This window comes from Okeania sp. SIO2C9 (assembly GCF_010672455.1).
In the GTDB taxonomy this organism is placed as follows: Bacteria; Cyanobacteriota; Cyanobacteriia; order Cyanobacteriales; family Microcoleaceae; genus Okeania.
In genome coordinates this window covers 1-15,788 of sequence record NZ_JAAHGO010000054.1, presented here as the reverse complement: position 1 = coordinate 15,788, position 15,788 = coordinate 1, and the positions used below count along the sequence as shown (strand labels likewise).

At 35.1% G+C, this 15,788-nt stretch carries 9 protein-coding genes; 5 read left to right on the top strand and 4 right to left on the bottom strand.

The annotated features are described in order from the left end of the window. Nucleotides 1–915, bottom strand: coding sequence for a transposase (locus tag F6K23_RS29085; RefSeq protein WP_293162236.1), 915 nt, complete (start codon nucleotides 913–915; stop codon nucleotides 1–3). Between the two features lie 448 nt (nucleotides 916–1,363). Beyond that, nucleotides 1,364–2,491, bottom strand: a complete 1,128-nt coding sequence (locus F6K23_RS29080; protein ID WP_293162234.1) for a calcium-binding protein — start codon at nucleotides 2,489–2,491, stop codon at nucleotides 1,364–1,366. Nucleotides 2,492–4,054: 1,563 nt separating this feature from the next. On the opposite strand from F6K23_RS29080, the gene F6K23_RS29075 reads away from it, so the two are divergent. Together F6K23_RS29075 and F6K23_RS29070 are read left to right on the top strand one after the other, a co-directional pair. Next, nucleotides 4,055–4,621 (top strand): DUF1802 family protein, encoded by a 567-nt coding sequence (locus F6K23_RS29075; RefSeq protein WP_293162233.1) that lies wholly within the window; start codon nucleotides 4,055–4,057, stop codon nucleotides 4,619–4,621. A 1,358-nt stretch (nucleotides 4,622–5,979) separates the two neighbouring features. Then, nucleotides 5,980–6,585: an alpha/beta fold hydrolase gene (locus tag F6K23_RS29070; protein WP_293162231.1), complete on the top strand. Its 606-nt coding sequence runs from the start codon at nucleotides 5,980–5,982 to the stop codon at nucleotides 6,583–6,585. A 534-nt stretch (nucleotides 6,586–7,119) separates the two neighbouring features. Here F6K23_RS29070 and F6K23_RS29065 read toward each other — a convergent pair. Continuing rightward, a complete protein-coding gene (locus tag F6K23_RS29065; RefSeq protein ID WP_293162229.1) occupies nucleotides 7,120–8,961 on the bottom strand; it encodes a serine/threonine-protein kinase in 1,842 nt (613 codons plus the stop codon). A 159-nt stretch (nucleotides 8,962–9,120) separates the two neighbouring features. Continuing rightward, nucleotides 9,121–10,494 (bottom strand): transposase, encoded by a 1,374-nt coding sequence (locus F6K23_RS29060; RefSeq protein ID WP_293162227.1) that lies wholly within the window; start codon nucleotides 10,492–10,494, stop codon nucleotides 9,121–9,123. Nucleotides 10,495–10,983: 489 nt separating this feature from the next. Between F6K23_RS29060 and F6K23_RS29055 the strand changes: the two genes are divergently transcribed. The 3 genes from F6K23_RS29055 (at nucleotide 10,984) to F6K23_RS29045 (ending at nucleotide 15,467) form a co-directional block, all read left to right on the top strand. Then, nucleotides 10,984–11,709 carry an HAD hydrolase-like protein gene (locus F6K23_RS29055; protein ID WP_293162225.1) on the top strand — a complete coding sequence of 242 codons (726 nt, stop codon included), beginning with the start codon at nucleotides 10,984–10,986 and terminating at the stop codon, nucleotides 11,707–11,709. A 417-nt stretch (nucleotides 11,710–12,126) separates the two neighbouring features. After that, on the top strand, nucleotides 12,127–13,266 hold the full coding sequence (locus tag F6K23_RS29050) for a TIGR03364 family FAD-dependent oxidoreductase (RefSeq protein ID WP_293162223.1): 1,140 nt from the start codon (nucleotides 12,127–12,129) through the stop codon (nucleotides 13,264–13,266). A gap of 746 nt (nucleotides 13,267–14,012) precedes the next feature. Further along, nucleotides 14,013–15,467, top strand: coding sequence for a hypothetical protein (locus F6K23_RS29045; RefSeq protein ID WP_293162221.1), 1,455 nt, complete (start codon nucleotides 14,013–14,015; stop codon nucleotides 15,465–15,467). Nucleotides 15,468–15,788 lie beyond the last annotated feature (321 nt).

Sequence of the window (15,788 nt, the reverse complement as noted above, 5' to 3'; positions counted from 1 at the left end):
TTATTCATTATTCATTATTAATTGTTGAACTCTTGTCGTTGTCCTTGATTCCACCCAAAAACTACTGTACCAATTTGATGCTTCAGACAATGATTGATAACTATTTTTGCAGCGAATGTTAACTGCATCTCTCATCTGACGGTTACGCTTTTCTGTGATGTGGGCTAATTTCTCATCCCAATAACCTTGGGCCGTACCTTCTTTTAGTATGGAAACTCGTTTGTTATACCACTGATTCAGGCTTTTCACCTTGCGTCCATCAATAATCAAGCTAGTACCAAGGTTAGAAACGCAACTTAACCAATTATTAATTCCGGGGTCTATACCCAAGACATTTTTAGGGTTTAAAACTTCTGGAACTACAATTTTTTTCTTGTAGACAAACTCTACATAAAAACATTTATTGCGTGGTAGTATCCGCAGTTCTTTGATATCTGAAAACTGTAGATTAGATGGCATTTGTATTAAAAAGCTGTCTAATTTAAACCATCGTTTTATCGTTGTTCCCAGAGGAATTCTTATATTATCCTCAATAAGTCTTAAACCTTGCTTGGGATCAGTCACCATTGCTAAACCATCTTTTTTTCGGTATTTAGGAATTCTTGATTGAAAATGCAGATTGCCTTTGTTGTATTTTTTGTTTAACTCTTTAAATGACTTAAAAGATTCAGCGACAGACCTTAATATTTGCTGCGCTGCCTGTGAATACAAAGCTGACACATGTTTATTTGATTTGTACTCTTTTTCTAGGTCATACTTGCCAATTATTTTTTTTGATTTGAAAAACCATTGACGACCATAATAAATACCACAATTGGTTAGTTTGTGAGACCCGGAACAAATAAACTCCAGAATTGATTTTAAGTCACCATCGGGCTTGATTAGATGTTGCTGACAACCATACAAATAAATCACCTCCTTATCCTTAATATATATTATGAATTATCTCCTGATTGTGTATTTGTAATGTTAAGATTGCGTAGAGACTGCGGGATAAATCCCGTCGTGTCCGTTTTCATCCCCTCTCTTAAGAGATTTATAAGTATTCCATCGGACATGATATAACAGGTCAACTACAACTATTATAAATAATCGTTATTCCCAATCATTAACACTACCAGATTTAGGATTTCAGATTGAATAAATATTGCCTTTTCAATAGTCAAGCAACATTCATTGTATATTTAATGATCAGATAAATAGGTAGGAAATTTTTTTATATCTACTGCCCAAGCACAAAAGTATATTTTATTTCATATTCCCTATTCCCTATTCTCTGTCCCCTACTAATCAAGTGTTAAATAATTTTGCACAGATACTCAATAGCATGGTTAGCTAGTTTCAGCTTTTTCTCAAATTATAACTAGATAGTTTCAAAGTCATCACCAGTAATATCTAAATTACTGTCTAATTCCAGGAATTGTATAGAATTATTGTCTGCGTCAATATAGTACATCAAACCTTGGTCTGAGTCGTAGACTAGGTTGGCATCTTGATTTTGATCGAATTCATCAAGAGTAGTAAATTCGTTAGGGTTGAAAGTACCACCAGGCCCAATTAACTCGTCAAAGCTATTAGCATCAAGCTGTATCTTGTCTTCTCCTGGAGTAAAGTCAGTGAGAGTGTCTACTCCAGAGTCTCCAGGAACAAAATTGTTGAGAGTATCTAAACCAAACATCTGAGTGCCATCTGGAATCAATGTCTCTGACTCGAAAAACTCAAAATGGAAAATATCTTCTCCTTGACCGCCTTCTAGGATGTCATTACCGGCACCACCCTCAATGATATCGTCCCCTTTACCTCCGAAAACCATATCATCACCTGCTCCACCAAGCACAGTATCATTACCGCGGTTTCCCGAAACTAGATCGTTTCCTTCTTCTCCAGCAACTAAGTCATCATCTCTACCACCGTAGACACTATCATTTCCAGTACCGCCTCTGACATTATCAGACCCCTGACCTCCAAAAACTTGGTCGTCTCCTTCCTCACCTCTCACCAAGTCATTATCTCTACCTCCATATACAGTATCATTTCCCTCACCACCTCTAACTGTATCAGACCCTCGGTTACCATGAAGTTCATCATTGTCCTCTCCACCATCTACCCAATCATTATCTTTTCCTCCGTAGGCCGTATCACTACCTTCACCGCCAAATATAGTATCAGACTGTCGGTTACCGTGAAGTTCATCATCTCCTTTATCTCCACTAACCCAATCATCATCTCCTCCTGCATAGACAGTATCGTTATCTTTTCCAGCAAATATAGTTTCTTGGCCACCTCTACCTTCTATCAAATCATCTCTATCAAGACCTAGGATCAAATCCCTATCATTTCCACCAAACAACGATTCGTTGTTATTGTTAGGAGAGTCAATTATAGCTGTTACATTATCACCAATTTCAGCAGGATCGCTTGGTGGTTGATTAATAATAGGTTCCTCGTCGCCGAAATCTGGAATAATTGGATTAGGAGTAATTTCTGACATAGTAAATTTTTATTGATTTTCATTAACTAATATTGACTTTTTGGATTCAAACAGTAAAATCAATTCAACTATAAATTAGGCAAAAAATATCGAATCATAACATTCATCACAGTATATTCGTGCAATAATTTAGACATCAAAATTCTGTGCCTCAAATAAAATAACACAAATATATTTACCGAATAATTAATAATTAAATAATTAAATAATTCACGCTTTAAAGCCTCCCCTTTCAAGGGGAAAAAAGCGGTCGATCTTCAAAGCGAACCGTAGGGTGGGATGGCTAGGAAACCTGCGCCATATCCAATTGACCAAGAGAATAAATTTTTTCCTTGAGCGTCAATCCTCTCCCTAAAAGGGAGAGGTAATTATCCATTATCCATTATTCATTATCCATTATTCATTAATGAAATATCTTCTTAGTTATTGATTAAGCCTAATCTATGATGTTTGTAGAATAGATGTTTGATGTCCTAGTTTTGCTTCAGTATCTACAAGTTGAAAATTAATTTCAAAAAATATTATTTGCTTTTGTTGCTTAAGCTGACCTGACCTGACCTGACCTATTTTATTTACATATTAACTTAGTCAAGTAGACGTTTAATCATCTTATTTTGTTTCGGTACTTATATCGGTCACATTCCGCACTTAATTTTGTAGTACAAATTATTTATGGCCAAGAGTTTTATATAACAAAAACTAAAACTGTCAGAATTAATTATAATACTACACAAGCTTATTGACTCTATTCTCAAGAATCAAGAATGAAATCAACTTTATTCGTTGAAAATCTCTTGCAGTACCCTTGAAGTGCAGAATGTCAAATACAATTAACATTTAACTTCAGTATTTATAAGTTGCAAGATGAACCTTTTTGGTAGAAGCGATTAGTTATATCTATATTTCTTGTACCTATGCTTTTGTAATTACAACAAGACTTATATATTAGGTATTTAGGAAATTGATAAACTGCCCTAAATATACTTAGAGTTTGAAGTTGATTTACCGAATATTTAGATCAGATTTTTTAAAGTGGTCTATAAAACTTGTAGATACATTCCTATTCTTTAATTGTTCTCTCCTTACCCCACTTTAAAATGGGAGTAAAGATTTTTTCAGTAGATTTTCTAGATGCTTAAAAATCTCCTCTGATCATTATTCTAAGATTTTTCGTAATTTCCGGTTAATTTATTTAAGTTATACAAAAAAGTCATTATTTAGATTTCTTATACTTTGCAGCAGTTTCCATTCAATGCAGACATAAAATTCCGGAATATCTCCAGATAATTCCCACTATCATCTTTCCTTTCTCCTGTAGATCGCTAATCCGAGGACTCCTCTTCCTGACTCGGTCTTCCGCTCATCATACGATAACTAATTATCTGGATACTATATAACAGGTCTAATCTTTTATTAAAGCAGAAAAGTTTATTTGAACTCATAAAGTGTTTCTCCAAAGTCTCTATTTCACATAATTCTAGGAGCCAGAAATAGGAAAGTTAGTTTTATAATAAATAATTAACTAGATTGCATATCACTATCAATTGCTAGAAATAGGTAATTATGGAAACTATTACTGCTGCTCTTAAGGAGTGGAATATTGCTATTAATGCTTTAGAAAAAGGCAACACAATTATGTTGTTAAGAAAGGGTGGTATTCGGGAACAGGGCGGTCGTTTTGCTGTTGCGTATAAACAGGTATTACTCTATCCAACTTTTGAACATCAACAGCCAGATTTACTGAAACCAGAATATGCAACTCAGGTGCAAGTTGTAGATTCAGGTTGGCATCCTGAGAAAATTAAAATTAGTAGTTTTGCTGAGATTACTCATATTTTGCCAGTCAGCGATGAATCTATCTTAAATAAGTTGTTTGTCTATCATATTTGGAATGAAAAATTTGTCAGCGATCGCCTAAAATGGAAACCTCAACAACCACTTTATATTTTACTTTTAAGAACTTATCAAATTTCCCAGAACTATGAGATTTTTTATCGTCGCGAGTATGGAGGATGTCGTTCCTGGATAGAGTTAAATCAACCAATTAGTACTGCTAATTCAGTTCCTGTTTTTACTGATAATAATTATCAGATACTCTCGGCAAAAATTTGTCAGATTTTTACAGAATAATTAAAATTAATAGCGGGTTTATACCACTATTAATTAGCGGTTTTTATCTGTCAAAAACAATTTTTTTCTAATTATACTGGTTTAATAAAATTTTCTCTTCTAATTCTACTGGTAAGAATAGTTATTATATTAATAACAGTCTTCCTAAACCAAGTTCCCAAATTAAATTCAAAATTTGCAATATTTTTTGCTGACAAAAATAAGATATATTTATATTGATTGAAGCTTTTTATCCAGATTTTCTTATCCGGATAAATTAAATTCAAAATTTGCAATATTTTTTGGCGATCAAAATAAAATATATTTATATTGATTGAGACTTTTTATCCGGATTTTCCTATCCGGATAAAAAATAAGATTTTTTTTCAAAAAAAATCAATACTATAATATATTCATAAGTAAGATTTTTTTGAAATAAATTAACATCAAAATTTTGAATATTTTTATTGTAATTTTTTTTAAATTTAACAAGATTTTGGGCAATTAAAGTTTATGATGAAAAGATACAATTAATGATGTGAATCATGGCAGACTATTGATGACTAGAAATAAAAATATTGCCTCTAAAAAACTGATTGAAAAAGAGAAAGTATATACCAGAAACCAAGTGAATACATCTAAAGTGAACGCAAAAAAAACCAGCCTAATATGCTACTATAGGCTGGTTATACCTTTTCTTTTGTTGTTGTGTCCCTCAAGTGTAATCTTTGAAATAGAAATTAAGGGTTGAGTTAAATAAAAAATTTTACTGATGCCTTTCCTAAGCAAGTAAAATTTTGCTTGTGAAGATGAGTTCTCTATTGCAGTAGAGAACTCATTTCTACTTATAATAATAGCACAATCAAGATATTTACAGGGCTTACGCATTTTTCCGAAATAAACACTATATATACCATAGTGCTATAGCTTTTATATACTATATGTAGTGCCTTTGCGTAAGTCCCGATCTATTAAGCTTAACCCCAATAATAAAAGCAAAACTTGAGAGATATTGCAGGTTGATTACAATTTATCAAGTGCGATCGCGTAAAATAGCTCCACAAAATATACAAAACCTTATCTTTGATGAAAACAACATCTAATGTACTAGATGTTTCTGAAGTCTAATACTCAGAGTAAAACTTATTAAAAAAAGTCAAATAGATAATTTAAGGGTAGTGGTGTACAAATAGTGATTTTTGCCATATCTCTCCTTTCTCTCCTTATGCAGAGAAGGTTATAGTAACTGATATTACTACATCTACAGGACTACTCTTAATCTTAATCTTTGTTCCCTCAAACTCCAGATATAACTTTGTACCTAGTACCTAATTAAGTTACAAACTAATGTAAGATAATGAAATATTATCAATCAAATTATGAATACCAATATTAATTCTCAATATATAAATCTGGAAAACGCTCGGATTCATTATCTTGAAACAGGCCCAAAAAATTCGGTTAGTGTACTTTTGTTACATGGGGCAAGTTTTAGTGCTCAGACATGGCAAGAAATTGGGACTCTTGAACTTTTAGCTATGACAGGTTATCGAGCAGTTGCTGTAGATATTCCCGGGTATGGTCGTTCTAAAAGAACATCTGTTTCTAGCTTAAGTTTTTTACTAGAATTATTAAATATTTTAAAATTAAATTTTCCAGTTTTAGTGTCTCCTTCTATGAGTGGAAGTTATAGCTTACCTTTTGTCATTAATCATGGAGATAAATTAGCAGGTTTTGTAGCAATTGCAACCGTCGGAATTCAACGTTTTCAGAATCAATTAAAAGGAATTGAATTACCCACATTAGCTATTTGGGGAAGTAATGATCGTATCGTACCTTTAGCACAAGCAGAACTGTTAGTCAAACTAATGCCAAATTCTCAAAAAGTTATTTTAACTGATGCTGGTCATGCTTGTTATATGAAAGAAACCGAAGAATTTCACGAACATTTCATGAAATTTATTGAAAGCTGTAGAAGTGAGTAATTTATATTAATATATAGGGGTTAACGAAGTTAGAAGTCAGAAGTTATTTTTTTAACGGGGATTTGAGCAAGACTCCAAAAATATTTAACCTTAAAAAGCTGGTTTTTATATCCAATTATTTTGATAATTGAAATAAAGTTTTAAATGTTTAAACCTGAATTAATTTCTATGATTAAATACCCCTAACCTGGTAATTATAAGTAATTTTGAAAAATATGAAAAAATAGATAAAAAATATCTAAATCATGCCTCTTTATATATCAAATACCTTTAATTCCAGTTCGGACGGGTCAGTTATAAATAAAATTTAAGAACTGACAGTACCTAAGAAATACTAAAATTATCTTTACCTTTCTTCTTTAGCAAAAAATTATGATCCAGCCCCTTTTAAGGGGATAAAAAAATAGAATATTCCCGATCTCAAGCCTTTTGCTTAAGCTATAGGTACTGATAACTGATAACTGATAACTGAAATGACCTCTTAACTTCTAACTTCTAACTTTTGACTTTTAACTTTTGACTTTTGACTTCTCATTAAGGATGAATACTTCCGTCAGGCATGATTGCACCTTTGAGGTCAGTATCTCGAATATTTGCAGTATCCAGTTTAGCACCGCTAAGATTGACCCCACGAAGATTTGCACCTCGTAAATAAGCTTTGCTGAGATTAGCATTCGTAAGATTAGCACCCCGTAAGTCCGCACCTTCGAGAGAAGCTTCCCTAAGATTAGCATTCTTCAAATAAGCACCCAGTAGATTAGCATTTTCGAGATTACTACCTTCGAGATTAGCACTTTCGAGGTCGGCATTTTCTAAATTCACACTGCGATAACCATGACCTTTGTATCCTGCAAGTACAGCATCTTTAAGATTAGCCTGTTTTAACTTAGCACCCTTGAGATTAACACCATCTAACTTGGCATTCTTCAAATTCGCATTTTCGAGATCGGCATTCTCTAACTCAGCACTAAATAAATTTGCTCCTAAAAGATTAGCATTTTTCAGGTTAGCGTTTTCTAGCTTGGCATAACCAAGGTTAGCTCCCCACAAATTAGTATCTCGAAGATTTGCTTGACTCAAGTTCACATTCCACAGATTAGCATATCCGAGATTAGCACTCCAGAGGTTAGCAGACTGTAAATTTGCGTATCTGAGTTTAGCACCTCTCAAGTCAGCATTTGATAAGTTAGCAGATGAAAGGTTAATACCTCCCAAACTTGCTTTCCATAGATCGGCATCTTCAAGGTTAGTATTATTGAGATCCGCACCTTCTAGACTAGCATCTTTGAGGTTGACATCTTTCAAGTTTGCATAAGCTAAGTTAATATTGTTTAACTCACACCGAGGACACTGACCTGTTTGCAATAAAACTTGCTGCAAATGCTGCTTCCTCGCATTAGAACGAGATATTTCTAGCTCTATCCGAGAATTTAACCATTTATTTTCACCCCAGGTTGTTAGTGCTGCTATGGTACTAGAAAATGCTATTAAGCACAAACTAATTGTTGCCACCCCAGCAAATATTTTCCTAGTTTTTTTCATCCCAAATTGCATTGTTTTAGTTTTCATATCTCCAGCATCATCAATAGATTTCAGCATTTTGAGAGCAATATCAGCATTGGGGAAGCGATGTTTTAAATTTGGTTCCAGCATTTTTTCTAACCAATTAACAAATGCTGGTTCTAATTTTGGCAACAATTTTTTAAAATTAATTCGATAACTATCATCAATTAATTTGCCGATTTCTCTGGATTTTGTATTAGTTAATAAACAGATTAAAGTTGCACCTAAACTGTACAAATCTGATGCTTTTGTGAGTTCCCTATTGAACAATTGTTCTGGTGGCATAAATCCTAAAGTGCCTTTGACTGCACTACTAATTGCTACATTACCATACCCACTGCGAGCAAATCCAAAATCTACTAAGTAAACTTTTAGTTGAGTAACGTTGCGTTCAACTAAGATATTTTCTGGTTTAATATCCCGATGAATAATTGGTGGTACTTGCTGTTGTAGATAAACTAAAACTTCTAATACTGCTTGAGCAATTTGTTTAATTTCTGCTACTGTCCAATGTTGTTTTGGGTCAAGAGAGGGGGCATTTTTGTACTCTTGTACTAAGCAAAAGCCATTTTCTGTTTCAAATGAATCTAAATAACGCGGAATACTAGGATGATTGATTTGTTGCAGTAGTTCAATTTCTCGATGATAACTATCGTATTCTGCCCAATTAGCAAATTGATATTGTTTAGTTACAACAGGTGTTTTTGTCATAGTATCAGTTGACAAATAAGTAATGCGACCCCCATTTGGATTACAACCTAGTTCTTGTTGAACTTGATAACGTTGGTTAAAAAACTCTGGTAGATTCGTCATAATTAGTAAATTTTTTAGACCTTTGATACATTGGACAGAAAATTGAACCTTGACATACTCCCGACGTTGCGCTTACAACAACGCGGGATTCTTCAGCCAGAGAAACCCTGACCGCAGTTTTGACAGAGGTGATGTCCTCCCTCTGTGTTGATAGCAATCCTACCCACCCCCATCCCCTCCTGGGAGGGGAGCTAGAGGGGTGGGTGAGTTATAGTCCCTATCTAGCTCTTGTCCACATTCAATACATGAATGCCATCGTTCTGATAAGCTTTTAGAGACTTTATTCAAACACTCCCAACAATGTTGAGATGTACCTTTTGGGTCTACTTTGATCATTCTCTTGCCAAGTTTCCAGGCAACATATTCTAAAACCTGAACAAACTGACCAAAAGCTGCATCCTGTAAAGACTTATTCAATCCTAATTTTGCTGATTGACCATTATGTAAAAACTGACCATTTTTGCCTAATTTGGCTTTGCAACGTCTGACTAAAGAAGCTATTTGCAGGTCTTCTACAAAAATCACACTTACATCTGAAAACAGATGATAAGCCAGCTTGAATTGCCAGTCTAAACGCTGTCTAGCTATCAGTTGGTGCAATTTAGATATTTTGCGCTTGAGTATTTTCCACGCCTTAGAATGCTTTGATTTCTTGGCTAATCTAACCTGAAGTTTAGATAATCTATGTTCAGATTTTCTGAAAAATTTTGGTACTTCTAAGAATTCACCATCACTGGTAACAGCATAGTATAACAATCCTAAATCAATGCCTTTTGAGTTATCTAAGGTGGGTTTAATTCCTGCAACCTCTACAGGTACGGTCTTATCCTCTATCGTGAAGCTAATATAAAACCCGTCTGCTTCTCGAATTACTGTACCTGTCTTAACCTTGAAACCTGCTGTTATTTGGCGATTATAGACAAAAGGAACTAATCCAATCTTTGGTAAATTGGCACTGGTAAGACCGTTAGCATTTTTGACAATGTTGGTATTGGATAATTGAGGATAGCTAAAGGAATTGTAGTAATGTTTTCCTTTAAATCTAGGTCTACCGCTGGTTTTACCGTTTTTATCAGGTTTAGTGAAGTTATCCATAGTGGTTTGTACTCTTTGGATAACATCCTGTAAAACCTGAGAATGCATAGACTTATATTCAGGGAAAAAATTTTTGGTTTGTGCTAAATCTGCTAGTTGTACAGTTTCCCACAAAACATACCCATTAATTATATTCGGATGTTTATCGCCTTTGTTGGTTATTGGATTACCGTTACTGTCCTTTTTTCTACCGTCGCGTGTTTGTGTTCTAAACTCAGGAATGTTTTGATAAATCCGGTGTACGGACGTTGCATGCAACGTCCCTACTACTGAAACATTCAGTGGGCAAGCGTTTACTGGTGTGCGCGTTGATTCAAACCAATTCAACCTTTCAGCTAACCTGTAGTTATATTGCTTTCTAGCCATTTCTAACCAATTAGCAATAATAACCGCTTGGCTCTTATGAGGTTTTAGCTTGTACTTGTATTTCAGAAGCATAGAAGAATCGACCTTTATCTCTACATCGGTTATTATAATGACTGTATTTTTTAATGTCAAATGAAAACTTAATCAAGAGACTTTTATGAGGATAACTCTATAAAACAACGATTAAAAAAAGGCTGATTTCATTAATTGATAATTGATAATGGATAATTGATAATTGATAATTACCTCTGGTTAAAACCGCTCTTGATTGAAGATAAAGAAATATTATTTATTCTCTTGGTCGATTGGATATGGCGAGGAGACCTCGCCATCCCTCAACCGCTTTTTTTCCCCTTAAAATGGGAGGCTTTAAACCAGAATTATTTAATTATTAATTATTAATTATTAATTATTCGGTAATTTATGATAATTTCTATTAGACATCTCCATAAATCAAAAATAAAATCAATTATTATGATAGGTCATCAATTATTCCCCCCTGTTCCCTGTTCCCTGTAAATGTATATTATAGTGTTTATATTAATTCCAAATAATTTACTTATGTCAAAAGTTAAATTAGTAGTCTTTGATATGGCAGGTACTACTGTCAAAGACCAAAATGAAGTCCAAAATTGTTTTTTAGAAGCTGCTGCAACTACAGGACTTGACGCAAAAGCAGAACAGGTAAATTCAATGATGGGATGGTCGAAAAAATTAGTTCTTGAAACACTTTGGCAAGCACAAATAGGTCAAGAACATCCTGATTATTCCACTAAAGTTGAAACCTCTTTTACTAAATTTAAAGAAATCCTGGAAAATCACTACAAAACTCAGCTTGTAGAACCAACAAACGGGTGTTTAGAAATTTTCACTTGGTTGCGATCGCAAGATATAAAAATAGCTTTAACAACTGGATTTTATCGAGAAGTAACTAACATTATATTACACCGTTTAGGATGGGATAAAAATTTAAATAGTGATTATATTGGAGACCAAAAATCAATTATTCAAGCCTCTATTACTCCCACAGAAATTTATAATAACGAAGGTCGTCCCACACCCTATATGATTCAAAAAGCAATGTACAAACTAGGAATAAAAGACTCACAAACTGTCATTAAAATTGGGGATACTCCTTCTGACTTAGAAGCAGGAATTCATGCTAACTGTTTATATACTTTTGGTGTAACAAATGGTACTCACACAAAAGAACAATTAGCACAATACCGCAATGATGGATTACTCAACTCACTCTTAGAATTAAAAGACAAAATGTTCAACAATTAATAATTAGGGTTTGCTGAAAAAGTCTTATAGGTAAGGGTAGGAGACAGGAGACAGGAGACAGGAGACAGGAGGAACGGGGAATTATAGAGGAGGTAGGAGGAAGAATAATCAAGGGATTATTCTGCACAACTATGAGCCTAAAATGCTAATTTTTTGAACCATTACGACCATTAAGCTTGGACTTTTTTTAACTAAAAAATGCGCTCAACCTTTATATGTCAATGCTTTTAGATTTAATCAGCAAACCCTAATTAATAATTAATAATTAACAATTACTCTCCTTGAAAAGTGTGTCAGTCCAGTAGGGTGTGAAGCGCATTAGCGTAACGCACAAAGACCTATATTTATTGTCAGTGCGTAAGTCCAATTTATCTCAGTAACTTGAGAAACGCTATTAGAAAAAGTAGGAAATAAAATATGACTCAAATTCATCAGGCAGATGTTATCGTTGTCGGTGCAGGTATCGTTGGTTTAGCTCACGCTTTAGCAGTTGCCAAACTTGGCCTCAAAGTAGTAGTATTTGAAAGAAACTCTTATGCAGTAGGAGCATCTATTCGTAACTTTGGTATGATTTGGCCAATTGGACAGCCATATGGAGAATTACGCGATCGCGCTCTCAAATCAAGAGAAATTTGGTTAGAAGTCGGAGCAAAAGCAGGTTTTCATTTAGATCGATGTGGTTCCCTACATCTTGCCTACCGAGAAGATGAACTACAAGTAATCAAGGAATTCATAGAAACTACAACTCAACAAGAACAAGAGACATTAGCTTTGCTCACACCCGAGCAAGTAGCAGAAAAAACTCCTGCCGTAATTACTGATGGTTTATTAGGAGCATTGTGGAGCGCAACAGAAATAATAGTTGACCCCAGAGAAGCAATCAAAAAAATACCAGGTTTCTTATCAGCAGAATACAATGTTGAGTTCAAATTCGGCACAGTCGTCACAGAAATTTCCCATCCTTATCTCACAGCAGGTGGAGAAAAATGGCAAGCAGATCGTATTTTTGTCTGTAGTGGAGCTGACTTTGAAACTTTATATCCTGATACTTTTGCCAACAGTGGGATGACGAAAGTAAAATTACAAATGATGCGAACAGTTCCTCAACCTGAAAACTGGTGTGCTGGTGTAGCATTATGTGGCGGTTTAACCTTGACTCATTACACTTCCTTTGCACACTGCCCATCTTTAGCAGCACTCAAAACCAGAATTGAAACAGAAACTCCCCATTTTCCTGAGTGGGGAATTCATGTAATGATGTCACAAAATGCAGTAGGTGAATTAATTATTGGTGATTCCCATGAATACGGTTTGAACCCAGAACCTTTCGACCGAGTACAAATCAATCAATATATATTAGATTACTTGAAAAAATTTGCTCAGGTTCCTACATTAGAAATTGCGGAAACTTGGCATGGAGTTTATGCCAAACTTCCAGGCAAAACTGAATTTATCGCTCAACCAGAAACGGGAGTCACAATTATTAATGCTTTGAGTGGAGCAGGTATGACTTTATCCTTTGGTTTAGCAACAGAAGTAGTGGAAAAAATGCTGTAAAAGGAAGAAGGAAGAAGGAAGAAGGAAGAAGGAAGAAGGAAGAAGGAAGAAGAAAAAATCTTACGTTGCCTGATTTTTAATACCATTTATCATTTTCTTTATGGGTTTAATACCCCACCGTCTACACGGTGTTCACGCATTACTTGGGGTTAGAATCCCAAGTAATTTCTCTCCTGTCTCCTGTCTCCTGTCTCCTGTCTCCTTCTTCAAGAATAGTAATGCTATGTTTGATTACCGAAGAATTAAGGTTTAAAGCCTCTCCTTTAAAGGAGAAACAGCGGTCGAAGCATGGCGAGGAAACCTGTGCCATATCCATCAGACCAAGAGAAGAAAAAATTTTCATCTCTTTGTCAATCCTCTTCTTTTCAAGGAGAGGTAATTAGGGTTTGCTGAAAAAGTCTTTTTTCAGGAGTAGGGGAGCGGGGGAGTAGGGGATAATTTTTTTGCCCAACTATGCGCTAAAAATGCTAGCTTTTTGAGCATGAAGAGCTGAAAACCATGTACTTTTTCAATACCTAAAAAGGCTAAAACCTTTATCTGGCAATTATTTGAGATTTAATCAGCAGACCCTAATTATTAATAATTAATAATTAATAATTAATTGTTGAACATCTCCCCATCTCCCCATTGAAACCTTTTTAACAAGAAAAAAGTCTTATAATAATAGTAGCTTCTTAAGTTTAAAAGACTTTGCAAATACCTAAAAAGCTTGATAATTCATCAACATAAAGAAAAAAACATTAACAATGAAAGAAATTTTAGCACTTCAAATTGATTCTAATCAAATTAATCTTGTACCAGGATTTACCGTTTCATTATTCGGCACTGTAGGAGCAACAGATGGCTTCGACTCTTATGATATTACTATCAATGAACCTCAATTATTAGAAGTTAACTTATTCGATATTATCACCAGTGCTGATGTCTTAGTAAATGATAGTAATGGAAATCCTATTCCTGGTGGAGCAGGAGGTCAACCACTTTCTACCCCAGAAAATTTTACCATTCCTCTAAATCCTGGTAACTATCAAGTATTAGTATTTCAACCACTTAATGATTTTCCTCTAGGAGGTACAAATTATCAACTTGATTTAGTCTCTATTAGTTCCAATAACCCGCCAGTAAATCCGCCAGTCAACCCGCCAGTAAGTCCTCCCATCAACCCACCAGTAAACCCTCCCATCAATCCGCCAGTAAATCCTCCTGGTCTTACTGATAATAGTAACAATAGTATAAATACAGCTACTCCTTTAGGTAGTATATTTCCCGAAATACCCATAACTCGCTCGGCGACAATTAATGATTTTGACACAGCAGACTACTATCGCGTTACAGTTGAGCAACCCATAACTTCAGGAATTGCCTTGCAAAATATTACTGGCAATCTTGATGTAGATGTATTAGATAGCAATGGTAACTTAATTGCCCGCGGTAACAACTTAGGAGCGTCAAATGAGGCATTTCAGTCAGGTTTATTAACCCCCGGCGAATATTTTATCAATGTTTTTCAGACTGCTCCTGGTATTACCAGTAACTATGATTTAACTCTGTTTCCAGCAAGTGCAAATATTAATACTCCACCACCCCCTAATCCACCAACACCAACACCCCCTAATCCACCAACACCACCAAACCCTAACCTTCAACCACAAACTATCCGTTTTGATGGACAGATAGATGGAAGTGATGAAGTTGTGACAAATCGTGAAGACATGAGTTTCGTTTCTAAAGAGGATTTTCTCTTAAATGCTACACCAGGCACTCCATTAACAATCGATATGATCGGTATAAATAATGGTTTTGACCCCTTATTAGAAGTTTATCAACTTCCTCCAAATACTCCTGTGCTTGAGGCTAACCAACAAGCTATTTTAGTTGCAGCTAACGATAATGGTGGTGGTGGTGTTAATGCTAGAATTGGACCGGGAGTTCCATCAGATGTAACAATTCTTTCACCAGGAACCAATACTCCCATAAGTGTTCCTGCGGAGTTAACTTTAGCACCAGAATTTCAATATCTGTTGCGCCTGACTTATACAGAGCTACCTACTATTCCTATTGGAGGTTTTTCCTTAAATGCAAGTGTCCCTGACGGTTTTATTAGTCTTGCTCCAGTAAGATTAGGAGTTACTGTAGGCGATCCAATTGTTGCAGGAAATCCGCCAATCAATGAATTTCCTGATGGAGGAAGCTTTTTCTAAAAAAAGCAGGAAACACTGGATCTGGGAACAGGGAACAGTAGGAAAAATATTTCCCTGTCTAAAGACCATTATCAGTATCAGTATAAGTCCTAACCTATCTGTCTATTGCTATACTAAAAATCATCATTGAGGAAGTAGAAAGAAGTAGTCAATAGTCACTTAGAAGCTGTGCCTAGGGGAATCTACAGTAGTCTTTGACATCCTCCCCGGCTGTTAGGCACGGGGATTCCTGCCGAGCCTTAGCTCCTGGGTGGGTTGACGTTTTGCGCTCCGCAAAGCTCCGCTAACACAGGCTGCCGCTACCTTGGCGCTAGTCTTACA